General features: G+C 41.1%; 23 protein-coding genes. 11 read left to right on the top strand and 12 right to left on the bottom strand.

Annotated features, from left to right (window positions below; translation table 11 throughout):
• Positions 1–4 precede the first annotated feature (4 nt).
• The 4 genes from MSG93_RS09635 to MSG93_RS09620 all read left to right on the top strand — a co-directional run bounded on the left by MSG93_RS09635 (position 5) and on the right by MSG93_RS09620 (position 5,546).
• Positions 5–3,178: an efflux RND transporter permease subunit gene (locus tag MSG93_RS09635; protein ID WP_324621554.1), complete on the top strand. Its 3,174-nt coding sequence runs from the start codon at positions 5–7 to the stop codon at positions 3,176–3,178.
• 5 nt (positions 3,179–3,183) lie between these two features.
• Positions 3,184–4,644, top strand: coding sequence for a multidrug efflux RND transporter AdeIJK outer membrane channel subunit AdeK (gene adeK / locus MSG93_RS09630; protein ID WP_005227056.1), 1,461 nt, complete (start codon positions 3,184–3,186; stop codon positions 4,642–4,644).
• A 108-nt stretch (positions 4,645–4,752) separates the two neighbouring features.
• Positions 4,753–5,103, top strand: coding sequence for a YbjQ family protein (locus tag MSG93_RS09625; protein WP_199949455.1), 351 nt, complete (start codon positions 4,753–4,755; stop codon positions 5,101–5,103).
• 8 nt (positions 5,104–5,111) lie between these two features.
• The gene (locus tag MSG93_RS09620) at positions 5,112–5,546 is read left to right on the top strand and encodes a YbjQ family protein (protein WP_324621553.1); all 435 of its coding nucleotides are present in this window, start codon (positions 5,112–5,114) and stop codon (positions 5,544–5,546) included.
• Between the two features lie 98 nt (positions 5,547–5,644).
• Here the strand turns inward: MSG93_RS09620 and MSG93_RS09615 are convergent, their stop codons facing one another.
• The 6 genes from MSG93_RS09615 to MSG93_RS09590 form a co-directional block, all read right to left on the bottom strand.
• On the bottom strand, positions 5,645–7,273 hold the full coding sequence (locus tag MSG93_RS09615) for an OFA family MFS transporter (RefSeq protein ID WP_324621552.1): 1,629 nt from the start codon (positions 7,271–7,273) through the stop codon (positions 5,645–5,647).
• A gap of 234 nt (positions 7,274–7,507) precedes the next feature.
• The gene (locus MSG93_RS09610; protein WP_324621551.1) at positions 7,508–8,215 is read right to left on the bottom strand and encodes a diphthine--ammonia ligase; all 708 of its coding nucleotides are present in this window, start codon (positions 8,213–8,215) and stop codon (positions 7,508–7,510) included.
• A 51-nt stretch (positions 8,216–8,266) separates the two neighbouring features.
• Complete coding sequence (locus MSG93_RS09605) at positions 8,267–8,584, bottom strand: hypothetical protein (RefSeq protein ID WP_324621549.1); 318 nt, start codon at positions 8,582–8,584, stop codon at positions 8,267–8,269.
• Positions 8,585–8,614: 30 nt separating this feature from the next.
• On the bottom strand, positions 8,615–9,421 hold the full coding sequence (locus MSG93_RS09600; protein WP_324621548.1) for an SDR family NAD(P)-dependent oxidoreductase: 807 nt from the start codon (positions 9,419–9,421) through the stop codon (positions 8,615–8,617).
• A gap of 14 nt (positions 9,422–9,435) precedes the next feature.
• On the bottom strand, positions 9,436–10,098 hold the full coding sequence (locus tag MSG93_RS09595; protein WP_005227049.1) for a hypothetical protein: 663 nt from the start codon (positions 10,096–10,098) through the stop codon (positions 9,436–9,438).
• A gap of 112 nt (positions 10,099–10,210) precedes the next feature.
• A complete protein-coding gene (locus MSG93_RS09590) occupies positions 10,211–10,891 on the bottom strand; it encodes a hypothetical protein (RefSeq protein WP_324621545.1) in 681 nt (226 codons plus the stop codon).
• Between the two features lie 368 nt (positions 10,892–11,259).
• On the opposite strand from MSG93_RS09590, the gene MSG93_RS09585 reads away from it, so the two are divergent.
• Together MSG93_RS09585 and MSG93_RS09580 are read left to right on the top strand one after the other, a co-directional pair.
• A complete protein-coding gene (locus MSG93_RS09585; RefSeq protein ID WP_324621544.1) occupies positions 11,260–14,160 on the top strand; it encodes a valine--tRNA ligase in 2,901 nt (966 codons plus the stop codon).
• A gap of 58 nt (positions 14,161–14,218) precedes the next feature.
• On the top strand, positions 14,219–14,794 hold the full coding sequence (locus MSG93_RS09580; RefSeq protein WP_324621543.1) for a toll/interleukin-1 receptor domain-containing protein: 576 nt from the start codon (positions 14,219–14,221) through the stop codon (positions 14,792–14,794).
• A gap of 17 nt (positions 14,795–14,811) precedes the next feature.
• On the opposite strand, the gene MSG93_RS09575 is transcribed toward MSG93_RS09580, so the two are convergent.
• The 6 genes from MSG93_RS09575 to MSG93_RS09550 all read right to left on the bottom strand — a co-directional run bounded on the left by MSG93_RS09575 (position 14,812) and on the right by MSG93_RS09550 (position 19,575).
• Positions 14,812–15,426: a TIR domain-containing protein gene (locus MSG93_RS09575; RefSeq protein ID WP_324621542.1), complete on the bottom strand. Its 615-nt coding sequence runs from the start codon at positions 15,424–15,426 to the stop codon at positions 14,812–14,814.
• Positions 15,416–16,009 carry a hypothetical protein gene (locus MSG93_RS09570; protein WP_324621541.1) on the bottom strand — a complete coding sequence of 198 codons (594 nt, stop codon included), beginning with the start codon at positions 16,007–16,009 and terminating at the stop codon, positions 15,416–15,418. Before MSG93_RS09570 ends, MSG93_RS09575 begins: the two co-directional genes overlap by 11 nt.
• Positions 15,994–17,154: a toll/interleukin-1 receptor domain-containing protein gene (locus MSG93_RS09565; protein WP_324621540.1), complete on the bottom strand. Its 1,161-nt coding sequence runs from the start codon at positions 17,152–17,154 to the stop codon at positions 15,994–15,996. The genes MSG93_RS09570 and MSG93_RS09565 overlap by 16 nt, the downstream gene beginning before the upstream one ends.
• A gap of 80 nt (positions 17,155–17,234) precedes the next feature.
• Positions 17,235–18,257 (bottom strand): molecular chaperone DnaJ, encoded by a 1,023-nt coding sequence (locus tag MSG93_RS09560; protein WP_324621539.1) that lies wholly within the window; start codon positions 18,255–18,257, stop codon positions 17,235–17,237.
• A gap of 103 nt (positions 18,258–18,360) precedes the next feature.
• Positions 18,361–18,948, bottom strand: coding sequence for a hypothetical protein (locus MSG93_RS09555; RefSeq protein ID WP_324621538.1), 588 nt, complete (start codon positions 18,946–18,948; stop codon positions 18,361–18,363).
• Positions 18,949–18,996: 48 nt separating this feature from the next.
• Entirely contained in the window at positions 18,997–19,575 is a 579-nt protein-coding gene (locus MSG93_RS09550; RefSeq protein ID WP_324621537.1) for a TetR/AcrR family transcriptional regulator, read from the bottom strand.
• A 180-nt stretch (positions 19,576–19,755) separates the two neighbouring features.
• Here MSG93_RS09550 and MSG93_RS09545 point away from each other — a divergent pair, with 180 nt between their 5' ends.
• The 5 genes from MSG93_RS09545 (at position 19,756) to MSG93_RS09525 (ending at position 24,010) form a co-directional block, all read left to right on the top strand.
• The gene (locus MSG93_RS09545) at positions 19,756–20,778 is read left to right on the top strand and encodes a hypothetical protein (protein WP_324621535.1); all 1,023 of its coding nucleotides are present in this window, start codon (positions 19,756–19,758) and stop codon (positions 20,776–20,778) included.
• Between the two features lie 55 nt (positions 20,779–20,833).
• Positions 20,834–21,262: a thioesterase family protein gene (locus tag MSG93_RS09540; protein ID WP_324621533.1), complete on the top strand. Its 429-nt coding sequence runs from the start codon at positions 20,834–20,836 to the stop codon at positions 21,260–21,262.
• 36 nt (positions 21,263–21,298) lie between these two features.
• Positions 21,299–22,180, top strand: a complete 882-nt coding sequence (locus tag MSG93_RS09535; RefSeq protein ID WP_324621532.1) for a DMT family transporter — start codon at positions 21,299–21,301, stop codon at positions 22,178–22,180.
• Positions 22,173–22,919: an acetoacetyl-CoA reductase gene (gene phbB / locus MSG93_RS09530; RefSeq protein ID WP_023271556.1), complete on the top strand. Its 747-nt coding sequence runs from the start codon at positions 22,173–22,175 to the stop codon at positions 22,917–22,919. The genes MSG93_RS09535 and phbB overlap by 8 nt, the downstream gene beginning before the upstream one ends.
• A 206-nt stretch (positions 22,920–23,125) precedes the next feature.
• Entirely contained in the window at positions 23,126–24,010 is an 885-nt protein-coding gene (locus tag MSG93_RS09525) for a LysR family transcriptional regulator (protein ID WP_004803082.1), read from the top strand.
• Positions 24,011–24,155: the final 145 nt, after the last annotated feature.

The raw sequence follows: 24,155 nt of genomic DNA, 5'->3' as shown, positions 1-24,155 counted from the left end.
TTGCATGGCTCAATTTTTTATCCATCGCCCAATTTTCGCTTGGGTGATTGCACTGGTCATTATGTTGGCGGGGATTATCACGCTGACAAAAATGCCAGTTGCACAATATCCGACAATTGCCCCCCCCACGGTCACGATTTCTGCGACTTATCCTGGGGCTTCTGCTCAAACTGTTGAAAATACCGTTACCCAGATCATTGAACAACAAATGAATGGTCTGGATGGGTTACGTTACATTTCATCGAACAGTGCGGGTAATGGTCAAGCATCCATTAACTTGAACTTCGAACAAGGTATCGATCCGGATATCGCACAGGTTCAGGTACAAAATAAATTGCAATCGGCAACAGCGCTGTTACCTGCTGACGTACAACGTCAGGGTGTAAAAGTCACCAAGTCTGGCGCCAGCTTCTTGCAGGTTATCGCGTTCTATTCGCCAGATAACAGCCTGTCTGCATCGGACATTAAAGACTATGTAAACTCAAACATTTCTGAACCGCTAAGCCGTGTTGCAGGTGTGGGTGAACTACAGGTGTTTGGTGGTTCGTATGCGATGCGTGTCTGGTTAGATCCGGCAAAACTGACCAGCTTTAACCTGACACCAAACGATGTGGCAACCGCAATTCGTGCACAAAACTCGCAAGTTGCAGTCGGTCAGCTCGGTGGTGCGCCATCAACAGCAGGCCAAGTCCTGAATGCGACGGTAAATGCACAAAGCATGTTGCAAACCCCTGAGCAATTTAAAAACATCTTCCTGAAAAACTCGTCAGATGGTGCACAGGTTCGTTTGGGTGATGTTGCTCGTGTAGAATTGGGCTCTGATAACTATCAGTTCGACTCGAAATTTAATGGTAACCCTGCGGGTGGTGTTGCAATCAAACTTGCAACCGGTGCCAACGCACTTGATACAGCAGCAGCGGTTGAAAAACGTTTATCCGAGTTACGTCATAACTATCCAAGCGGTTTAAAAGACAAGCTTGCGTATGACACCACTCCGTTTATTCGTCTATCAATTGAGAGTGTTGTCCACACGCTGATTGAAGCAGTGGTCTTGGTATTTATCGTGATGTTCCTGTTCTTGCAGAACTGGCGCGCGACGATTATTCCAACTCTGGCGGTACCAGTCGTTGTACTGGGTACATTTGCCGTGATTAATATCTTCGGTTTCTCGATTAACACCTTGACCATGTTCGCCATGGTACTGGCCATCGGTCTTCTGGTCGATGATGCCATCGTTGTGGTCGAGAACGTTGAACGGGTAATGCAGGAAGAACATCTGGAACCTGTGCCTGCGACTGAGAAGTCAATGAGTCAGATTTCTGGTGCGCTGGTGGGTATTACCAGTGTATTAACCGCGGTATTCGTACCGATGGCATTCTTTAGCGGAACCACCGGGGTAATTTACCGTCAGTTCTCCATCACCTTGGTTACGGCGATGATCCTTTCTTTGATCGTGGCATTAACCTTTACCCCTGCCCTGTGTGCGACCCTGTTAAAGCAACATGATCCAAACAAAGAACAAAGCAATAACATTTTTGCGCGCTTCTTCCGCTGGTTTAACCGTAGCTTCGAAAAAGTTGCAGTGAAATACCAAGGTGGTGTCAATCGCATGACTCACCACAAGTTATTCTCTGGTGTGCTTTATATTGCGGTGATCGCAGCTTTGGTCGGCATCTACAAAATGTTGCCATCTTCATTCTTGCCAGAAGAAGACCAGGGTGTGGTCATGACCTTAGTGCAGTTACCACCGAGCGCAAGCTTGGAGCGTACCGATAAAGTCATTGATACCATGACGGGCTACTTCCTGAACAAGGAAAAAGAAAACGTCGATTCGATCTTTACTGTGGCTGGTTTCTCATTCACAGGGGTCGGTCAAAACGCGGGTCTGGCCTTCATCAAGTTAAAAGACTGGAGCGAGCGTACAACGCCTGAATCACAGATCGGTGCCATTATTCAACGTGGTATGGCATTGAACATGATTGTGAAAGATGCATCGTACATCATGCCGTTACAGTTACCTGCAATGCCTGAATTGGGTGTCGCGTCTGGTTTCGATATCCAGTTGAAAGATGTAAGCGGTCAAGGTCATGAGAAACTGATTGCGGCACGTAATGCCGTATTAGGTATGGCATCACAAGACAAACGTCTTGCCGGTGTACGTCCGAATGGTCAGGAAGATACACCACAGTACCAGATCACCATTGATCAGGCGCAAGCAGGTGCAATGGGTGTGAGCCTTGCAGATATTAACAGCACCATGAGCATGGCTTGGGGTGGTTCATATATCAATGACTTCGTTGACCGTGGTCGTGTGAAGAAAGTTTATATTCAGGGTGAAGCGAATACACGCATGATGCCTGAAGACCTAAACAAGTGGTATGTACGTAATAACAAGGGTGAAATGGTTCCATTCTCTGGTTTTGCCAAGGGTGAATGGACTTACGGTTCTCCTCGTCTAGAGCGTTATAACGGCGTATCATCGGTGAACATCCAGGGTACCCCTGCACCGGGCGTCAGCTCTGGTGATGCAATGATCGCCATGGAAGAAATCATTGGTAAGTTACCATCAATGGGCTTAACCGGTTTCGACTATGAGTGGAGTGGTTTATCTCTGGAAGAACGTGATTCTGGTAGCCAGACAGCGCCATTATTGGTTCTTTCATTATTGATCGTCTTCCTGTGTCTTGCTGCACTTTATGAAAGCTGGTCAGTCCCTGTGTCGGTATTACTGGTTGTACCTTTAGGTATCGTCGGTGCATTTACACTGACCTGGTTAGGTATGATCATTAAAGGAGATCCAAACTTATCCTTTAACATCTACTTCCAGGTGGCAATTGTTGCGGTGATTGGTCTTTCAGCGAAGAACGCCATTCTGATTGTCGAATTCGCCAAAGAATTGCAAGAACAAGGTGAAGACCTGTTTGAAGCAACCTTACATGCAGCAAAAATGCGTTTACGCCCAATCGTCATGACTACACTGGCTTTCGGTTTCGGTGTACTGCCACTTGCCCTTGCAAGCGGTGCCGGTGCGGGTAGCCAACACTCGGTCGGTTATGGTGTACTGGGTGGTGTAATTTCTTCAACACTTTTAGGTATCTTCTTCATCCCTGTATTCTTCGTGTGGATTCGTAGTATCTTTAAGTACAAACCTAAAACTTTAAATACTCAGGAGCATTGATCGTGATGCAAACTGTATGGTCTATTTCCAGTCGTGGCATTGCAATCTCTGCACTCGCGCTGTCTTTGGCTGCCTGCCAAAGCATGCGCGGGCCAGAGCCTGTGGTAAGCTCAGATATTCCTGAAAGCTACGCGTCGTATGGCAATGCTTCTGGAACATCAATCGCGGAACAAGGTTACAAAGATTTCTTTGCTGACCAGCGCTTACTGCAAGTGATTGATATGGCGCTTGCCAATAACCGTGATTTACGTACGGCTACTTTGAATATTCAAAAAGCTCAGCAGCAATACCAGATCTCGGAAAACAACCAGTTGCCAACCATTGGCGCAAGTGGTAGTGCCGTTCGTCAGGTTACCCCTAGCCGTGATCCGGGCAACCCCTATTCAACCTATCAGGTTGGTTTGGGTCTGACGTCTTATGAGCTGGATTTCTGGGGTCGTGTACGCAGCCTGAAAGATGCAGCCCTGGATAGCTATCTCGCGACGCAAAGTTCACGTGATGCCACGCAAATCAGCTTAATTGGTCAGGTCACTCAGGCTTGGTTAAATTACTCGTTTGCAAGTGCACAACTTAAACTTGCCGATCAGACGCTAAAAGCGCAACAAGACTCGTTCAACCTGAACAAAAAACGTTTTGATGTCGGTATTGATAGTGAAATTCCTGTACGTCAGGCACAGATTTCAGTAGAAACAGCACGTAATGATGTGGCCAACTACAAAACCCAGATTGCTCAGGCACAAAACCTGTTGAACTTACTGGTGGGCCAGCAGGTTCCTCAGAATCTGTTGCCGCAACAGCAAGTTGCACGTATCACCCGACAAGGTGTATTAAGTGCCGGTTTACCAAGTGACTTATTGAACAACCGTCCGGATGTCAAAGCCTCTGAATACCAGTTAAGTGCTGCGGGTGCGAATATTGGTGCTGCCAAAGCACAATTGTTCCCAACCATTAGCCTGACCGGTTCTGCGGGTTATGCATCGACTGACTTGAGTGATTTATTCAAATCAGCCAATGGATTATGGTCAATTGGTCCAAGCCTGAATATCCCGATCTTTGACTGGGGTACACGTAAGGCCAACATCAAAATCTCTGAAACAGATCAGAAAATTGCATTGGCTAACTATGAGAAGTCAGTCCAGTCAGCTTTCCGTGAAGTGAATGATGCCTTGGCAACACGTGCCAACATTGGCGATCGTTTAACTGCGCAACGCCGTTTGGTTGATGCGACTAATACGACCTATAAACTTTCAAATGCCCGCTTCCGTGCCGGTATTGATAGTTACCTGACCGTGTTGGATGCTCAGCGTTCTGCTTACTCAGCGGAACAAGGCTTGTTGTTATTGCAACAGGCTGACCTGAACAATCAGGTTGAGCTCTATAAAACACTGGGTGGCGGCCTAAAAGCCTCAACCAGCGAGACAGTTACGCACCAGCCTTCAAGCTCACAACAGCACTACGCAAAATAATTTGATTTTGCAGACAAAAAAGCTCACTTCGGTGAGCTTTTTTATTGCAACAATTGCGAATATTTCTTATCTTCAAACATTGAAAGATTGATGATTTAGAAGAAGACGATGTTACTGAGCAGTTTAGAATCCGTACCCGGCCATGAAATTTTACGTCAGCTTGATGTGGTTTATGGCAGCACCGTCCGCAGTAAGCATGTCGGACGTGACCTGATGGCGGGTTTAAAGAATATTGTCGGCGGTGAACTGACAGGCTATACCGAACTACTCGAAGAGTCACGCCAAGAAGCCACTCAACGGATGATTGATAAGGCAAAAGCTTTAGGTGCCAATGCCATTGTGGGCATCCGTTTCTCGACCTCAAATATTGCCCAAGGTGCATCTGAGCTGTTTGTTTATGGTACAGCGGTGGTGGTGCAGCCTGTTGCGCCTCAACTTCCTGATCCATTCGGCGCATAGGCAAGCATATGGAAGGATTAATTTTTCAGATTGTCCTGTTTCTGATCCTGTTTACTGCGGGTTGGGGCTTTGGTCGCCATATCGAGCAAAAACACTTACGTGAACTGGATCAGAAAGAACAACAGTTCGCCCATATCCGGATCGATACAAATCGCTTTGTACACCCCACAGCACCCGGGCAAATGATCAGCAGTAATGTGGTGATCTCTCACGATTATTTTAAATATGTACTGGCCTCCATTCGCAACTTCTTTGGTGGACGTCTGGTCAGCTATGAAAGTGTGGTGGAACGTGCGCGTCGTGAAGCTGTGGTTCGCCTGAAGCAAGAAGCGCATGCCATGGGCGCTAAACAGATTATGGGGGTTCGTCTCAGTACCACAGAACTGGGAATGCAAGGTGGCATGGTTGAAGTGTTTGCTTATGGAACGGCAATCATCGAATAAGCTGTTCTAGTCGCATATTTTCAAGCCGCAACAGACATATCGAATACAATAAAAATGCCTCATGACTTGAGGCATTTTTTATGACTAGGATTTTCAAGTTAATGAAATAAAACGATCGCCTTTTGTAAGGTAAAACAAATGCCTGCCAGTAAAGGCAGACCAACCACCAGCCAGGCCAGTACCACGGTAATTGTCCTGGAAGGTGCATGTACTACACCATGATTCAGACTGGAATCTTGCGGTAATTTCTCATGAGCCAAGGCCTTCTCGGCAGCCAATTCAGCTTCGGTCATGTATTGATCTTCATCAACCGGCTTGACCATTAAATTGAGGACAAACCCAATGGCTAGCATAGCCGCTAAAATATACATGGTCGTATCATACGATTGCGCTTGAGCCACGCCATGCGCCAGTTGATAATCTCGAATATTGGTAATCAGCAAAGTGCCCAATACCCCTGCCACAGACCATGCAGTTAATAAACGGCCATGAATTGCCCCGACCATTTGAGTACCAAAAATATCCGCCAGATAAGCAGGTACCGTGGCAAAGCCCCCACCATACATGGACAGAATGACGCAGAAAGCTAAAACGAATAAAGGCAGGTTTTCGGCATGAGCCAGTTGTGGGATCGAAACGTATAATAAGAAGCCCAAGGCCAGAAAAATGAAATAGGTATTTTTACGACCAATGAAATCCGATGCAGATGCCCAGAAGAACCGCCCACCAATATTAAATAATGACAGTAAACCGGTAAATCCTGCGGCAAAGGTCGCAATCTGCATTTTTTGTTCGGTGTTTAATTCATTGATCCCGATCTCTAAACCGATCAGACGTCCACCAAACACTTCCTGCAGCAACGGAGAAGCCATCGCTAAAATGCCAATACCTGCCGAAACATTTAAGCACAGTACGCCCCAAATCAGCCAAAACTGTCTGGTTTTCCATGCCTTATTTAAATGTACATGACGACTGGTGACCAGTGCATTCGCTTGGGTTACTGCGGGTTGCCAGCCACTCGGTTTCCAGTTTGAAGGCGGAATCCGATAACCGAATGCGCCTCCCATCATAAAAACAAAATAAATGGCGGCTAAGACTAGAAAGGTTTGCCATACCCCCACCGAAACATCGGTCGCGAAAAACTTCATCAACTGATCCGCGAGCGGCGCGCCAATCATGGCACCGCCACCAAAGCCCATGATCGCAAGACCAGTGGCGAGACCTCGACGGTCCGGGAACCACTTGATCAGGGTAGATACAGGCGAAATATAACCCAGTCCCAGCCCGATGCCTCCCACTCCCCCTCCTAGCCACAACAGCCACAACTGATGCGTATATACACCTAGCGCCGCCAGAATCAAACCACCAGCCCAGCAAAATGCCGCAACCACACCCGCCTTCCGTGGTCCTGCATGCTCAAGCCAGCCCCCAAATAAAAAGGCAGATGAGCCTAGGAATACAAAAAACAAGGTGTACATGATGCTTAAAGTAGACACACTCCAGTCACAGGTCGTGGTGAACAGTTGTTCAAGCAAACCGATATCTTTACATTCAATCGGCGCATCAATTCCCAGAGCTTTGGATAAGGGCAACCAAAATACGGAAAATCCATAGGCCATACCAATACTGAGATGAATTGCCAGTGCGGCAGGTGGCAGCAGCCAACGGTTATAGCCCGCGCGGGCAATCGTACGTTCCTTGGCCAAAAGTGAAAGTCGTCTTTCCATCTACAATCTCCATGCCTTCACGATTAAAGTGAGGCAAGCTTTTTTCATTTTTGTGCAACCCGAAGCAGCGCTCAGACCTGCTTGCTACGGTATGGTTCTATTGCAGTAAAGCTCAATCGACCTAGCGATTGTGCATAAGCTCCATAATGTTGATCAAACCGCTTTGCCCCATTAAAAATAAAGAAATAACTTAATAAATTTTAACGGCCCTGTGTCATATACAGGACCTTGGCCTTATTCTGCAAAAATCGCCTGCCAGTAGTGATAGGTTTTTTCTTCGCCATTGTCCAGCTTAAATTCATATGACAGCTGACGTGTTTCCGCGATTTCAAACTCAACGGGATGCTTGAATAGAGCACCTGCATAAGCAAAGCTATGATATTCGCCATTTTCACCACAAACATCCACCTCCGCTGGCATGCGTTCAAGCAAAACGGCATCAATATCTTGCCCGATAAAGGATTCATCAAGTTTGCTGGCATCGGTCACGATGATTTTGGTTTTGATTCCTGAATCCAGAAAATCCTGCATCACCTCAGCCGAGTTCAGATTCCAGATCGGCTCCACCACTTCAATGCCTAAAGGCTGCAAACGCTCTTCACGATATTTGCGCACATCGCTCAAGTAAATATCGCCAAAGATAAAATGCTCCACCCCTTGCGCCTTAAAGTGATTGGCGGCGTCCAGCATACGTTGTTCATATACGGGAAGGTTCTTGGGTAGAAATACCGGATAAAGCGGAATGCCAATACTTTCAGCCTGCTTTTCAAGCAATGTATGCGGAATGGCATGCATCGAAGACAACTCCGTTTCTTCATTGACCGTGGTCAATAAAGCGATAACCTGAAATTCATTTTGCTGTAAGACTTTATACAAGGCCAAAGCAGAGTCTTTGCCCCCACTCCAGTTAAAAACGGCTTTCTTGCGACGATCTGTTGTCACTTCATCCTATCCTTTAAGTATTATGACTGGCTGTATGTCTAATGATATCAGTCAGTTAAAAAATCCCAACAGTAAAGTTAAGCCAGCAAATACCCAGATAATTGCAGGTAAAATATTTGGTGCTTTTTTAACTACGACCAGTAATATAACCAAGGAGAATAAAAAAACTAAAGAAGCAATTAATATCAGTATTGATATCATCCCATACTGCTTAATCTCAGTACTAGAGATCGACATCTCCAATAAGTAAGTTATGATTCCGCTAACAGAAATACTGGCAGGCAATGCCAGCAATACATAAATGATGATCGCTGTTATGGATACTCGATGGCTTGAGGATGTCGGAGATAAGTCCTGACTATCTTCCACTTATATTTCCTTTTAAAATAATATTCGCACTTACTTCACTTTCATTTTGCGGATCATTTTATACAATAAACCCGGCGATAAACGCGACACCAGTACACCGAGCTGCTCTTTTTTACCCCCCACCACAATGTATTCGTCCCCTGCCATCAAGGATTCCACCACCCGTTCAGCAAATACATCGGCATCCAGCCCATTTTCAATCGCTTCATCCTGATAGCCTTGCGGCTTACCTTCACCGTTTAAGGCATTGAAAGACACATTGGTTTTGACAAAACCGGGGAAAACCACCGAGACTTCAACACCGTCATTGGCAACTTCGGCACGTAAGCTATTGGCCCACATATGAATGGCGGCTTTGGCTGCTGAATAAGTCGCGCGATATTGCGTACCGAGTAGCCCTGCAACACTGGAGACAAATACCACACGGCCTGATTTTTGTTTCAGGAAAGTCGGCAATACCGTCTTGGTAAAGAACACTTGCGAGAAATAATCGACTTCCATAATGGCACGTTCAGTATGCATGGTGGTGTCCTGAATCAAGGCACGCTGGCTCAGACCGGCATTATTGATCAGCCAGTCAATCCGTCCCTTTGCTGCCAGCACCTGTTCATGCGCATGACGTACTTGTGCTTCATCGGTAATATCGGCAGCAATCGAAAGATGCTGTTCAGGCTTGAGTAACCCGACCCGTACCGCTTCCAGCTCATCATAACGGCGTGAGGTCAAAACCACCTGTGCGCCTTGCAATGCACATTCACGTGCCAGCGCTTTGCCTAAACCCGATGAAGCACCGGTAATCCAGACCACTTTATTTTCAAGACTTTTAAGTTTTGCCATTTTTTATATCCTGCCTATGCTGAATGCCGCATGAATTTGAGGAAGTAATCCACATAGGTTGCAGCCAGTTGCTGATCAATCTGGGTACTTAACTTTTCCAGACGTTTATAGCCCAGATGCGTGGTCATGTTAATCACGCCATTTAAGGTTTTATCCACCACAAAATTGAATTTTAAACATTTTTTTGGTTCACGAATCAGATGATCAACCCCTGCATCAATGACTTCGGTGAGTAATTTAAGTGACTTTGAAATTTCGTTGTGATCGCCATTGGCCAGTTTCTGGCTAGACGCCTTGACCTGCTCGGCTAACGGCTGCTTGACCGGATAGGTCATATAAACCGTTTCATCTTCGATCTGTAAGGTTTTGGAAAGATATTCAACCAGCGGAATTAAACGGTCATTACCAAAAAATGAAATCGACCAAGGCATATATTTACGAATAGCGTCCAGAATCTGCTGAATCACTTTTTCAGATTCGCCTGTTTGCGAATATTGCTGATTTTCTTGTAATAAAACGATAAAAACCTGTTCCATGACTTCGCAGGCCATCTCGGACAAGACACTGCCTAAAGCACTGGCCTGACTTTCTTTGCTCCCTTGCAATAATTGTGTCCGAATATGTGCAAAACGTGCATAAGTATCCGCATGAATATTTAAAAAAACGGCGGTGTTCATTCTAATAACCCTAATTGTTAGATTGAAAAAAAAGAGCTTGTTGAACAAGCCCTTTTTATCCAATCTATTTTTCTATCGTTTTTGGCGTTGTATCCGCCGAATTTATCACACTCTATTCGCTATCGACATGCATAAATGCTAAAAAATGGTTCACACAATCAGTTGCAGCATTGCTATCGACCTGATCGCTCATTTTTTCCAAACGTTTATAACTGAGATGCGCCGTCATATTAATCACCCCGTTCAGGGTTTTATCCACCACGGTATTAAAGTGAAGACATTTTTTCGGTTCACGGATCAGGCTGGTTACGCCCAGATCTACAATCTGGATCAGGGTCTGGAACACATCGACCATATCACTGATCTCATTATTCTTGAGTCGGGTCACCAAGGCATGTGCCTGTTGTACCAAATGTCGGTCAATCGGATAAGACACATAGACCTGCTCATCGTGATACTTGATCATATCGGAAAAATAGTTGGCAAAGGGACATAGCCGTTCATTGCCAAAAAATGAAATCGACCAGGGCATATATTTGCGTACCGCGCCAATAATCTGCTGGATGATTTTTTCAGATTCAGCGGTATATTTTTGCGTTAACTGGGTCGGCTGGCGATTCTGGATCAGCAACACTGAAAAGACCTGCTCAACGATATCACAGGCGATTTCCGACAAGACCTCTCCCAGCAGACGAGCCTGACTTTCAGACGCCCCCGCATTCAATTGCTGGCGAATTGTTTCAAACTGTCCATGCGTAACTTCATTAATCTTCAACAGAATTGAATAACTCATGAGCATCATCCCTTTTTAGTTTTCGCATTTTTATATTGTTGTTTTACGCATCAATATTTTTGAGTTATGTGATGCATTACACACAAATCTAATCTTATTTGTTTGAAAATCCAACGCCTTTCATCGGTTTTATGAGAAAAAATCAAAGCTTATAAGTGCTTTATCAGGATTTAGCCCGTCTTGCCTGCAATCAGGTCATCTGCACTCAAGAAACTGGATGTGCTCTCATGTCACTGCAACAAACCGGAATGCAGACATTATTTGAGCGGCTCTATTGAATCGGCGATGGCATGCTGAAAGACCTACAGAAGCGAGGATTTTTTGCTACAATAGATGCAATTTTTTATTCAATTTTAATCTTCTGTACTATGACTGACGCTCAATCTGCTCAAAATATTGCAACCACTTACGATCCAACCGAGATCGAAAAGAAGTGGTATCAAATCTGGGAACAACAAGGTTACTTCAAGCCTTCAGGTCAAGGTGAATCGTTCTGTATCATGATTCCACCACCGAACGTCACCGGTAGCTTGCACATGGGTCATGGCTTTAATAATGCCATCATGGATGCCCTTACTCGTTACAACCGTATGATGGGTAAAAATACCTTATGGCAACCGGGGACTGACCACGCAGGTATTGCAACGCAGATGGTGGTCGAGCGTCAATTGGGTGCGCAAAACATCAGCCGTCATGACCTGGGCCGTGAAAAGTTCATCGAAAAAATCTGGGAATGGAAAGAACAGTCAGGCGGCACCATTACCCGTCAGATCCGTCGTCTCGGCTCGTCTGTAGACTGGTCACGCGAACGTTTCACCATGGACGAAGGTCTATCCAATGCAGTGAAAGAAGTGTTCGTCAAACTGCATGAAGATGGTTTGATCTATCGCGGCAAGCGTCTGGTTAACTGGGACCCGAAGCTACAAACTGCGCTATCTGATCTCGAAGTTGAGTCAGATAAAGAAGAAGCAGGTTCATTGTGGCACTTCAAATATTTCTTTGAAGACAAATCATTGCGTACCCACGATGGTAAAGATCACATTGTAGTCGCAACCACACGTCCTGAAACCTTATTGGGTGATACCGCTGTTGCGGTGGCACTGGATGATGAACGCTATGCGCATCTTGTGGGTCAGAACATTATCCTGCCAATTACCGGCCGTGCCGTTCCAATCGTTAAAGACGAATATGTCGACAAAGAATTTGGTACGGGCTGTGTAAAAATCACCCCTGCGCACGACTTCAATGACTATGAAGTAGGTAAGCGTTGTGAATTGCCAATCATCAATATCTTCAATAAAAATGCAGAAGTTCTGGCTGAGTTTGAATATATCGCCAAAGCGGGCGAGCAGATTTCTAAAACCATTGCTGCCCCTGCGGACTATATCGGTTTAGAACGTTTTGAAGCGCGTAAGAAACTGGTTGAACAGGCTGAAGCTGAAGGCTGGTTAGAGCAGATCCAACCGTATACCTTGAAACCACCTCGCGGTGACCGTTCTGGTGTGATCATTGAGCCGTTATTGACTGACCAATGGTATGTGAAAATTGCGCCATTGGCAGAGCCTGCAATCGAAGCGGTAAAAGATGGTCGTATCAAGTTTGTTCCAGAACAATACAGCAACATGTATATGGCGTGGATGAACAACATTCAGGACTGGTGTATTTCACGTCAGTTGTGGTGGGGTCACCGTATTCCAGCCTGGTATGATGCTGAAGGCAATGTATATGTGGGTCGTGACGAAGCTGAAGTTCGTGCCAAAAATAACATCCCTGCGGATACTGCTCTAAATCAGGATGAAGATGTACTGGATACATGGTTCTCCTCTGCCCTGTGGACCTTCTCGACCTTAGGTTGGACCGGTGATGCAGAGAAAGATGCGGCCAATGATTTCCTTAAAACTTTCCACCCGACTGATGTGTTGGTGACTGGTTTTGACATCATCTTCTTCTGGGTTGCGCGTATGATCATGATGACCCTGCACTTCATGAAAAATGAAGACGGGACATCACAGATTCCATTCAAGACCGTTTACGTTCACGGCCTGGTCCGTGATGGCGAAGGCCAGAAGATGTCGAAGTCTAAAGGTAACGTGCTTGACCCACTTGACCTGATTGACGGTATCGATCTTGAAAGCCTTGTTGCAAAACGTACTACAGGTTTGATGAACCCGAAACAGGCAGCGAAGATTGAGAAATCAACGCGCAAAGAATTCCCGGAAGGCATTCAGGCTTACGGTACAGATGCGGTTCGTTTTACCTTCTGTGCGCTTGCCAACACCGGTCGTGACATCAAGTTCGACATGAAGCGTGTTGAAGGTTACCGTAACTTCTGTAACAAGATCTGGAACGCAACCCGTTTCGTATTGATGAATGTGGAAGGTCAAACTGTTGGTCAAGAAGCACGTCCTGATCTTTGGGAACTGCCTGAACAATGGATCATGAGCCGTCTGCAAAAAGCAGAAGCTGCGGTACACCAAGCATTCGCGACCTATCGTTTAGACCTTGCTGCGCAAGCGATCTATGACTTTATCTGGAATGAATACTGTGACTGGTACGTTGAGTTAACCAAACCGGTTCTGAACGATGCCAATGTATCTGAAGAGCGTAAAGCCGAAGTTCGCCGTGTATTACTTGCGGTGATGGAAGCGTCTTTACGTTTGGCGCATCCATTGATGCCGTATTTGACTGAAGAAATCTGGCAAACGCTTGCGCCGATGTTAGGCAAAGGCGGTGCTACGATTATGACTGCGCAATACCCTGTGCCTGATCAAGCGAAGATGAATGATCAAGCTGAAGCTGATATGCAGTGGTTACAAGGCCTGATTGGTGCGGTACGTAACATCCGTGGTGAAATGGGCTTGGGTAATGCGCGTTTATTGCCGGTATTGCTGCAAAACACTTCTGATGCTGAACGTGAGCAAATCACGCGTATCGAAGCGTTATTTAAAGCATTGGCTAAAGTTGAAAGCATTACCTTTCTGGCACAAGGCGAAGAACCACCACTTTCTTCTTCAAGTGTTGTAGGTCATGCATCGGTATTTGTACCAATGAAAGGCTTGATTGATCCTAAAGCTGAATTGGGTCGTTTGCAGAAGGACTTGGATAAGGTTCAAAAGCAACATGATCAAATTGCCAATAAACTTTCGAATGAAGGTTTTGTAGCGAAAGCACCAGCAACGGTTGTTGAAGGTGAAAAAGTGAAATTGGCTGAGTTTGCTGATCAGTTAGCGAAAATTAAGCAAAGTATGGAACAGATTGCTGCGCTTTAAAGCTTTCAAATGATTAATATTTAAACTAGAATCCCTTCAAATTAGAGGGGATTTTTTTATGCGTTTTTATACATTTGATGAAATCAATAATTTTGCATTAAAGACTAGATCAAAATCGACTTATTACAGCTTTGATAATATTTTGAATGAATCACTTCAAGAACAAAAAAAGCGCAACAGTTTTGATATTTTTCTTTCACATTCTTCAAAAGATAAACAATTAATTCTAGGTGTAAAACAGCTCATAGAAGACAGTGGGTATAGCGTATATATCGATTGGGTAGATGATCCTCAACTAGACCGAGCCAATGTAAACGCACAAACAGCAGATATACTTCGAACTAGAATGAAACAATCCAAGTTTTTAGTTTATGTTGATTCAAATAATGCCACTACTTCAAAATGGATGCCTTGGGAATTAGGCTATTTTGATGGTTATAAACCTAATAAAATAGGTATTTTACCGATTAGGCAAAAGTCTGAAGGTTCATATATAGGGCAAGAATATTTAGACCTTTACCCCCAAATTGAAAAAAACAACCTAAATGCATTGCATGAATTCAAATATGCTGAAATCAATGGAAGCTTATTCGCTATATATTTTACAAAAGGTTCAGGTGTGTCACTCAGATGAACACCCCTGAATACAGGTTAAAAATTAACTCTCAAGTTATATTTTTCAACATAATTTCGGTTTCTTAGTGCTTTTTCAATCCAACTATCAAATTGACTTAGAAACTGAGTCCATGTGCATGTAACAATATAGTCTTTATCATATATCCCATATGCATAAGCAGGTTTGAGATTATTTTTATTCAATTTTAGAATTTCAAACCCAAAACCATAATTATTAAGATAATTATAGTTTCCAAATGAATCAGGTAAAATTACTGCTAATATTGCATTTGGATTACTATAATATCCGCTTCTATTTTTAGTCCTTAATGAATATGAAATTTCCCATGGAATCCATTGATCTTTTTCAAAAGGATATGCAACTTTCATATTTGGGGAAATCAAAACAATCGTAATAGAACTATCAAAAATTTTGCCTGCTAATTTAGAGTAAATTGTAGATTCTTTAAAATTAGCTAAAGACTCCCCATCATTTTCACCCTTATTAATATGACCATATTTAGGTAGTAACTTTTGTTGGATAATATCAACATAATGCCTAGGAGTCGTCTGTTCCCAATATGAAGTAGAACTAAGCTTTTGTACGCTTGAATCAGCGTATTTATAAGAAATAAAAATCTTATTCCCCATTTAAAATCTCCTCAAACAATTCATCAAATAATGGTAAATAGCAAAAATCGGTTAATAATCTTTCATTTTTAAAGTTTTCTTGAAAATATAAAATTCTTGAAGCAGCACCTGTTGATGCAATTGGAAATACTGGGACGTCAGGATGAGCTTCTTTGAATAACTTATATTCATCTTCAACTCCGTCCATCCCGCCAATAAAAATGGCTGCACAGAAATTATTTCCTACTATCATTTTTTTACGCATTAGACCTAAACTTTCTTTTTGATCTTTTAATTCGTCTGTAATAATTAACTTTTCAAAAAAATTATTATCTGATGGAAATTTTTTAAGAAAAAAATTAGATTGATAAAGCGTGACATGCTCTGATATTTGTAAATTTTGCTTTTCTAAAACAGCTCTGATTAAAGGCGTTATAGATGGATGCCCGCCCCATACTAATTCCGCCTTTGGTAAAACAATACGAGACAAAGCAATAACTGCATCACGTATAGCTGTATTATCTGCTGTATCGAAATATTTTGGATCTCTATCTGCTAATGGAATACTTGCCGATAAAAATATTTTTTTTAACTTACTAGCCATTCTGATACCTTACCAATTTCTTTAGTTTTTACTGGCAAATACTTATTTAACCAATTCAAATGTCTTAGCCAAATATCTCGAATATGGATTTCATCATATAAGATAAAAATCTTATCTAGGCTTCCTTTTTCATCATAAATTTTTTGAATTAATGATTCTGACTCTTCACAATTGAGTGCTTTTGGCATACCAATCGCAGGAACGACTATCGATTTTTTACCATCTTTTTCAAGTTCAATAAACTTATGACTTGAAAGCGTTGCTGTTACATTTGATTTTTCAGCATAATGCATAAATGTGGAAATAAGCTTATCTTGACGAGAAGCTAAAGTACGGGCTCTCAATGCTTCAGTAAATTGGACAATTTTTAAAAGACAGTCTTCATTTAACCTAGCATTAACATTACGAAAATTATTATTTATAAAATCTGATGCTTCCAATTGAAATACTTCAGATAGTTGTGCCCCTTTTATAACAGTAAATTCAGGCCATACAATTTGAACTAAGCCTATTGAAGCAAGATTCGCATTACTTAATTCTTGTTGAGTCCACTCACTTTCCAAATAATTTTCTGTACTCAATAATACAACTACATCACTATCAATCATTCTTTGCCAGAGTTCATCTTGAAATGGCTCAGATTTTCGAATTGAATGTGTATCAAGGAATACGTCAAAATTGTGTTGTTCAAGATATTCAAATAATTGGATTGCAACACCTGAAGAATCATCACGCTTATAACTAATAAAAACTCTGCGTTTAGATTTTAATAAATTAAAAGCTTCAAGTGTATTACTAACAACTTTTTCGATTAATGCTTCTTGTGTAAGACCGATACAACTTAGTCCATTATATTTTTGAATAGCATTTGGTACTAAACTATTAAACTCAGGATAGTCTTCATCTATTAATGGCAATAATAAGGTTGCGTCCTTTACCAATTTATTAACAATGTCTTCATCTAAAAAGCTTGTGTTAGGTCTTTGTCCTATGTAAATGCAAAATGCAGGATTTGCATCTGTATACGCTTCGAAATTATATCTATCAATAATTTTAAAGAATCCCTTATCAATTCCTAAGTCATCAATTCTTTCAAAAAATACATCTTTAATTTTTGGCAGTAATCTATGATCAATTGCACCCATAAATATTAGTTGGTAATAGTGCTTCAAAGTAGTCTCTTGAAATAATAATTTCTAAATATAATATCATTAAATGCTTATTTTCAAAGCACCCCATGCCCCAACAACATCTCCACCCCACTCACCTTCTTCATATGCTTTAGACGTTCTTTTTCCCACTTCAACTGCTGCTTTAACTCAGCACAATCCGCATCTATCGCTTTATAAACATCACCAATATGCAGATGCTCAGCCTTCACTTTCTTCGCCAACTGAAAAGAATCCAGAATTTCTTCAATTTGACTTTCAAGCTGCTGACTTTGCGCATCCAAAGCCAGCTTATAAAACTTGACTTGCTCCGAAGATAACTCTTTAGCTCCAACGCCTTTATTCTGTTCAAGCTGTAATTGAAGCTTGAGCAAATAAAACAAATCTTGCTGTTCATAAGCCTGACTGGCCTGTTGGAATAACTCGGTTTTTTCTTCCTTTTTGGACTCGTCTTGCTCACGGTCAGGATGAATCATCGCGGCAATTTTTAAATACACCGTTTTCAGCGATTGCGCTGCCATTTGCTCAGCTTGTTCACGTTTCTGTTGCTGTCGAAGTAATTTGGCCTGTTCTCGAGCCTGTTGCTGTTCAGCCGCATACTGCTCAAAGTCATCCTCTTCTTCTGGTGCCGTACTTTGCTCAGAACTTTCATCCTGTTCAAATTTGGCTGACTGTACTTTTTTAGTCTTTTTAGCCAATTGCTGGGCATGTTGCTGATAAAAAGTATCAATCTGCTTGACCAGCGTTAACTGTTCATCCTTCAACATTTTGGAAGGCTTTAACATTTGCGCAAGCTGGGCAATTTTTTCATCCAGTTGCTGCATATCAGCTTTGGAAAACTCATGCTGCTGTAACAATGTCCAAAGTTGATCCAACTGCTGAAACAGGATGTCATGCAATTCACTATACACAGGCATCAGTTTTTGTCGTGTATGTTGCTGAATTTCAGCTTGGGCATTCTGCCACATGGCAAGGCTGATTTTTTGCTGTTCTATTTGATCAATCAGGCGATTCAGCTTTTTCTGCTGTGCAGAAGGTTCAGTCCTTGGCTTTAAACTGACTTTAAGATCAAAAGACATCACGCATCTGCCTAAAAATAAAAAAGTGTAGCAATAATCAGCCGATAAAGTCAGCCAACATTCTCAATATTCTGCTTGGATAAACCAATCGCTGAACTAAGCTTTACTCATCGCCAAATAAGGCATTGGCTGAAACGACTTTGGTGATTTTAACTTTATCCTGTTTCAGCAAGGGATAGATTTTTTGTCTAAGTGCATCACTGGTCATGCTGCCATTCAGATTCAGTAACACGGGTTCTTCACTCAGAGAACCTTTGCCCAAGTATTCTTGATTCAAATCATTGCTGGTTGCTTGATTGACCACCACAAAATACCCGTCAATACCTTTGACCTGACCACAGGCCAAACTTTGTGGTGACCAATCCCCTTGGCGAATCACTTTTTGCAACCTATAGCCTTTACTTTTTAAGTGCTGCATTTGCGCTGCTGTTGCGATTGGAAAATCAATGCGCTTTTGCTGTCCTTTCCAGTTCACCAGCAAATAACTGGATTGGCAAGATTCACGCATGACGCCGCCACTTCCTCTCAATGCGCCTTCATCGGGATCATAACAGGATGAAATCACTTGAAAAATCGCTTCGCCACAATGCAACGGCTCAGATTGATACGTCTTGAATGGCGTTGCTTGGGCGTGGCTCAACTCAATTAAACACATTGATAAAAGGCAAAAGCTGACGAATTTATTGTTCATATGAGGTCGTATTAGAATTAAAGGCTGATTCATTCTAACCAAGAATATCTAATTTTTTACTAAAATTTGAACAAAAGCATCACATGTATTCTGAAGGAAAGTGGGATCTTTATAAGCTCTTTCCATCACAGCAATACCCCTCGTATATGTGATTAAAACGTCTGCTGTTTGGCCAACTTCTAAAATCAATGAATCCTTCCATTTTGGGTCAGATAATTTAACCTCTAATGCCAATCGAAGTTCATTCATGAAATCTCTTAAACGCTGCTGTATACGTTCACTTGTTAGATTTATATCTACTAACATCTTAGTTGTCAGACATCCTTTTGCAGGAGTGCCCTTAGACATATTAGCCAATGCTGCGCTAAAAAAATTGGTTAAAACCTCCTGTAATGAATCTCCTTTCATTGCCAAATCAATATTATTTAAAAAATTTTTACAATAAATTTCATATGCTTGAAGAAAAAGTTCATCTTTTCCTCCATATGCGTTATACAAAGATCCTCGTTGGACACCTGTTTCCTTCGCAATCTCAACTAATGAAGTTGCTTGCCAGCCATTTCTCCAAAAGATATCCAAGACTAATGGGAGGATAAATGCCTCATCAAACTGCCGTACTCCAGACAAGTTACACTCCTTATACTTGACAACCCTGTCAAAATTGACAAGACTGTCAAAGATAACTCACAATTATCGTAATTAAAAGATTAGAAAATAATAGTTTTTCAATTTGTCAATTAACTAAAAGATTGTCGTATGACATTGAAAAACCAAAATTAACACATTCCGCTATGAGGATGATTGTATATGAAAACAAATGCCAGCTATCACCAGTTTCTTAATATTGTCGAAAAAGAATCACACCAAGGTAAGATGGATTTTCAAAGCCTTGAAAAAGCGACTGATGGATTTTCAAAGCCAGCCCTATATAGAGGTTTAGCAGTTATAGACGAAAGACTGAAAACAATGGAGTTTTTTAACGAGATAGATGAAGATCTTGAGCTTCAATGGCGTGTCAAAGAAAGTAGTTCTTCTGTCACGATGAAAAATCAAGATGGTGTATCTGACTATAATTATGTAACTGGAAAAGTCGGAACAGGGAAAGAATTCTTAAATGATATTTTTGTAAATAAATTAGATGTTTATTCTCATTTAGGCACTATTTCATCAGGCTATAACGATCCTTATCCTTGGGGTAAGTTAGCATTTAAAAAAGTTCGAGAATCTATTTTTAAGAATAAATGGTTAGATATCCCTAATTGGACAGTTACGGGACATATGTTTTTTGGAAACAGTACTCAAGAATATGGTGAGCCAACAGATGGAGCTGTCGGCAGTGATTGGCATATGTTTCCTACTCTTAATATCTTTGTCATGATTGCTGGGGAAAAACGCTGGAGTACACGTCCACCATTGCTTGGCGATCAATTTAAAGATTTTGATTTAATGTTTGCAACCAGTAGTGGAAGAGAGGCCCCTGGAGGTGATTTTTCATCCGATACAATACAAATTAAGCCTGGTGATGTATTGGTAAATCCACCCTTCGAATGGCATAAGGTACTGAATGCAAAAGGTCTTAGTATAGGTGCAGCTTTTCGAGTAATAGATACTGATTACCTAGAACTATTAGAAAAAAGAAATAATCTGGATATATCCAGAATAGATGTCAAAACAGATTTTGAAAACAATGAAGAGTTAGCACATTTCCTAACAAGTATTAACTATGCATCAAGAGATTTGAAGCGAGCGCAGATGATTTTAAATGATGTAGAGTTTGCTTACCTAAGAAAAAAAGGCGATACCAGAACAATAGATATTGGCCATAAATAAAACTCAACTCAAAGGTATCACAATATAATTGTGATACCTCAAAAGGATATTTATTATGCATAACAATTCAATCCCTTACCCTCTCATAACAACTGATAAGCTAAGATATGCAGATACGGATAGACAGGGCCATATTAATAATGCTTTATTTTCTACATTTCTAGAAACTGGTCGCGTAGAAATATTATACAACCCTAGAATAATTGAACTATCAAACGATGCGGAATTTGTTATTGCTCATTTATCAATACAATTCATGAATGAAATTTTATGGCCTGGCTCTATTGAAACAGGTACTTCTATAAAAAAAATAGGAACCAGTTCTATTATTTTTGAACAGGGAATTTATCAAAGGCAAAAGCAGTGTGCATCTGCTGAAACTGTAATTGTACAAATAAGTAAAACAACTAGACAACCATTACCTTTAGATAATAAAAAAATTGACGAACTAAAAAAGTATTTAAAGCAAAAACAACCTGAGTAAAAATCAACCAACAGGAGTAAAAGGGAATAAAAATTAATGAATATAAATAAAAATTATGGTCTAGGTATTACTTATGGAATTACTGCAGCATTAATATGGGCTGCTTTTCCTGTCATGACTAGATTCGGAGTAGCCAAATCCAATTTTGATGCATTAGACATGACTTTCATACGCTTTATTACTTCAGGGGTATTAGTTAGTCCATATTTACTCATCAGCAAACATAGAAAAGTTCCCTTTGCAGGGTTAGTTACAATGATGATGGGATTGGGAGCTCCTTATATGCTTACAATTGCATTAGGACTCAAATTTTCTCCCGTTGAAATTTTTGCAGTTATTACACCTACTAGCATGATTATATTTTCTCTTTTATTAAACAGATTTTTTATGAAAATATATATATCTACCAATGAATATATTGGTATATTTATTATTATGATTGGTGTTGTTTTTTCAGGATATTTTTCTCTTAATAACTCAGACATCATAGCATATCTATTATTTCTTTTAGGTGGATTACTATGGGCAATATATACTATATCATCACAATATTATTGTGATTCAGCACTTTATGCAACCGCTTTAGTCTCTTTTTCATCAATGATTGTCTATACACCTCTTTATATTTATTTAAAAGGGTTAGATATTTTTTTAGTTCCTATCTCTACTTTAGCTCCTCAAATTATTTATCAAGGTATTCTTGTCTCTATCGTAGCTCTCTTCTTTTATAGTAAATCAGTTTTTTTATTAGGATCAACTTTAGGTTCAGTCTTTGCAGCATTAGTGCCTGCTTTAGCCATATTAATTTCAGCCTTTACACTTAATGAAATTCCATCTTTATTTTCTATACTTGGATTATTCACTATAACCATTGGTATGGTTATTACAATTTTCAAATGGAGATCAACAAATGAGTGAAATAAAAAGAACAGCCTTGCTCACAGGTGGAATGGGGGGAGTAGGCCAAGAAATTGCAAAAAAACTCCATGATCACGGAATTAAAGTAATTATAACTTACTCACCTTCTAACAAAAGATTTAAAGATTGGCAAAATCAACTAAAAAACTCTGGTTATGATTTTACATGTGTTGAAGTTGATGTATCGGACTATGACTCTTCCGCCAATATGGCCAAAAGTCTTTTTTCATCAGGTGAGAAAATTGATATTATAATAAATAATGCGGGTATCACTAAAGATTGTACCTTTAGAAAAATGCAAAAGGATACTTGGAATTCCGTTTTACGTACAAATTTAGATTCCGTATTTAATATTACCCATCAATTTATTGATAACATGATCATTAATGGTTGGGGGCGAGTAATAAATATATCTTCAATTAATGGTTCTAAAGGGCAGTTTGGGCAAACAAATTATGCTGCTGCAAAAGCGGGTATGGTTGGTTTTTCAAAATCACTTGCCCTGGAACTCGCTGACAAAGGAATTACGGTTAATTGTATTTCCCCTGGATATCAAGAAACTGATATGGTTTTAGCAATACCGACTGAAGTTAGAACAAAAATTATTTCAACTATCCCCATGAAACGTCTTGGCTATCCTAGTGAGGTTGCAGCCTTAGTTGTCTATCTTTGTAGTGAAAGTGCAGACTATATGACTGGAGCAAATCTACATATTAATGGAGGACAACATATGGTTTAACCGTGAAATATAAGCAATCATAATTATAAGGTTATTATGCTCATACATTATTCACTAATATCAACTTAAATGACTAGTCAAACGACCTATAGAAAGTAAGTGCATTAGTTCAGAATACCGAATTAACAAAAATGCCAGTCACAATGCGCTGTTTTTTTTATAAATTACACCATATAAATCAAAACTTTCCGAACAGGCGACTGAACATGACACTTAAGCAACTCAAGGCATTTCTTGCGCTGACGCGTACCCTAAATTATGCAAATGCCTCTGCTGAACTGCATCTCAGTCAGTCTGCGTTAAGTTTAAGTATCAAATCACTGGAAGAAGAACTCGGGGGCAAGCTGTTTAAGCGCAATACCCGTCGCGTCGAGCTGACACAGGAAGGAAAATCACTGATTCCCTATGCCAAGAAATTACTGGCCAATTGGGAAGATATGGAAAAGGATGTTAAACAACGTTTTAAACTCAATCGCGGCACCCTCAATATTGCCTCGATGCCCTTTGTCACCCATGCGATTTTGCCGCAAGTGATTCATAGCTTTTTAGCCAAGCATCCCAATATCAGTTTTTCTATTCATGATATTCCCAATGAGAAAGTACTGGAAAATGTTCAGGATGGTATTTTTGAAATTGGGATTTGCTTTGAGCCACCACGCAATGATCAACTGGAATTTAAGCCCTTATTTGAGGAAGATTTTCTGGCGCTGTTGCCCAAGACGCATCCACTGGCAAGCGCAGATTCGATCAGTTGGAAACAGCTGTGTGCCAATCCCTTTGTGACCTTGCAGCATCCCTCCATTGTTCGGCACCTGATTGAAGAAAACTGTCTTAAAAACCATCTGACTTTAGATCTAAAAGTTGAATGTCATCAAATCAGTTCCCTCTCCAGCTTTGTGGCACTGGATATGGGCGTTAGTGCCATTCCCCGCCATTTTCAGAATTTTATCGACAAGGAACATAACGTTCTGATTGAGATTGAAGACGGTAAACTGCCGCAAGCGATTGGCATTGTTTATAAAAAAGATTTTGAGCTTTCCAATATTTCAGCAGAGTTTATCGAGATTCTGCTACAACATGATTTTGGCTAAGCCCCTTCAGTTACCAGACCAAGACTAACCCGCCCGTCATAGCGCTTTTTTGAGTGAAATCGATGAATTTTCTGGTATTAATGAGTTTCCCTCATTAATCCTTTAGAAATTTAAACTTCTGTAAATAATCCCTGAGTGCTAAAAC

The sequence above is a fragment of the Acinetobacter sp. IK40 genome, from assembly GCF_035615075.1.
GTDB lineage: Bacteria > Pseudomonadota > Gammaproteobacteria > Pseudomonadales > Moraxellaceae > Acinetobacter > Acinetobacter courvalinii.
The sequence above is the reverse complement of the archived record's forward strand: the minus strand, read 5'-3'. Positions and strand labels throughout refer to the sequence as shown.

Bases quoted from the DNA above. Each gene is read 5' to 3' on its own strand.
- MSG93_RS09585 (WP_324621544.1), top strand. From the start codon at position 11,260: ATGACTGACGCTCAATCTGCTCAAAATATTGCAACCACTTACGATCCA.
- MSG93_RS09635 (WP_324621554.1), top strand. From the start codon at position 5: ATGGCTCAATTTTTTATCCATCGCCCAATTTTCGCTTGGGTGATTGCA.
- adeK (WP_005227056.1), top strand. From the start codon at position 3,184: ATGCAAACTGTATGGTCTATTTCCAGTCGTGGCATTGCAATCTCTGCA.
- MSG93_RS09570 (WP_324621541.1), bottom strand. From the start codon at position 16,009: ATGGCTAGTAAGTTAAAAAAAATATTTTTATCGGCAAGTATTCCATTA.
- MSG93_RS09575 (WP_324621542.1), bottom strand. From the start codon at position 15,426: ATGGGGAATAAGATTTTTATTTCTTATAAATACGCTGATTCAAGCGTA.
- MSG93_RS09545 (WP_324621535.1), top strand. From the start codon at position 19,756: ATGAAAACAAATGCCAGCTATCACCAGTTTCTTAATATTGTCGAAAAA.
- MSG93_RS09535 (WP_324621532.1), top strand. From the start codon at position 21,299: ATGAATATAAATAAAAATTATGGTCTAGGTATTACTTATGGAATTACT.
- MSG93_RS09600 (WP_324621548.1), bottom strand. From the start codon at position 9,421: ATGGCAAAACTTAAAAGTCTTGAAAATAAAGTGGTCTGGATTACCGGT.
- MSG93_RS09565 (WP_324621540.1), bottom strand. From the start codon at position 17,154: ATGGGTGCAATTGATCATAGATTACTGCCAAAAATTAAAGATGTATTT.
- MSG93_RS09590 (WP_324621545.1), bottom strand. From the start codon at position 10,891: ATGAGTTATTCAATTCTGTTGAAGATTAATGAAGTTACGCATGGACAG.
- MSG93_RS09595 (WP_005227049.1), bottom strand. From the start codon at position 10,098: ATGAACACCGCCGTTTTTTTAAATATTCATGCGGATACTTATGCACGT.
- MSG93_RS09525 (WP_004803082.1), top strand. From the start codon at position 23,126: ATGACACTTAAGCAACTCAAGGCATTTCTTGCGCTGACGCGTACCCTA.
- MSG93_RS09540 (WP_324621533.1), top strand. From the start codon at position 20,834: ATGCATAACAATTCAATCCCTTACCCTCTCATAACAACTGATAAGCTA.
- phbB (WP_023271556.1), top strand. From the start codon at position 22,173: ATGAGTGAAATAAAAAGAACAGCCTTGCTCACAGGTGGAATGGGGGGA.
- MSG93_RS09620 (WP_324621553.1), top strand. From the start codon at position 5,112: ATGGAAGGATTAATTTTTCAGATTGTCCTGTTTCTGATCCTGTTTACT.
- MSG93_RS09615 (WP_324621552.1), bottom strand. From the start codon at position 7,273: ATGGAAAGACGACTTTCACTTTTGGCCAAGGAACGTACGATTGCCCGC.
- MSG93_RS09580 (WP_324621543.1), top strand. From the start codon at position 14,219: ATGCGTTTTTATACATTTGATGAAATCAATAATTTTGCATTAAAGACT.
- MSG93_RS09555 (WP_324621538.1), bottom strand. From the start codon at position 18,948: ATGAACAATAAATTCGTCAGCTTTTGCCTTTTATCAATGTGTTTAATT.
- MSG93_RS09625 (WP_199949455.1), top strand. From the start codon at position 4,753: ATGTTACTGAGCAGTTTAGAATCCGTACCCGGCCATGAAATTTTACGT.
- MSG93_RS09560 (WP_324621539.1), bottom strand. From the start codon at position 18,257: ATGTCTTTTGATCTTAAAGTCAGTTTAAAGCCAAGGACTGAACCTTCT.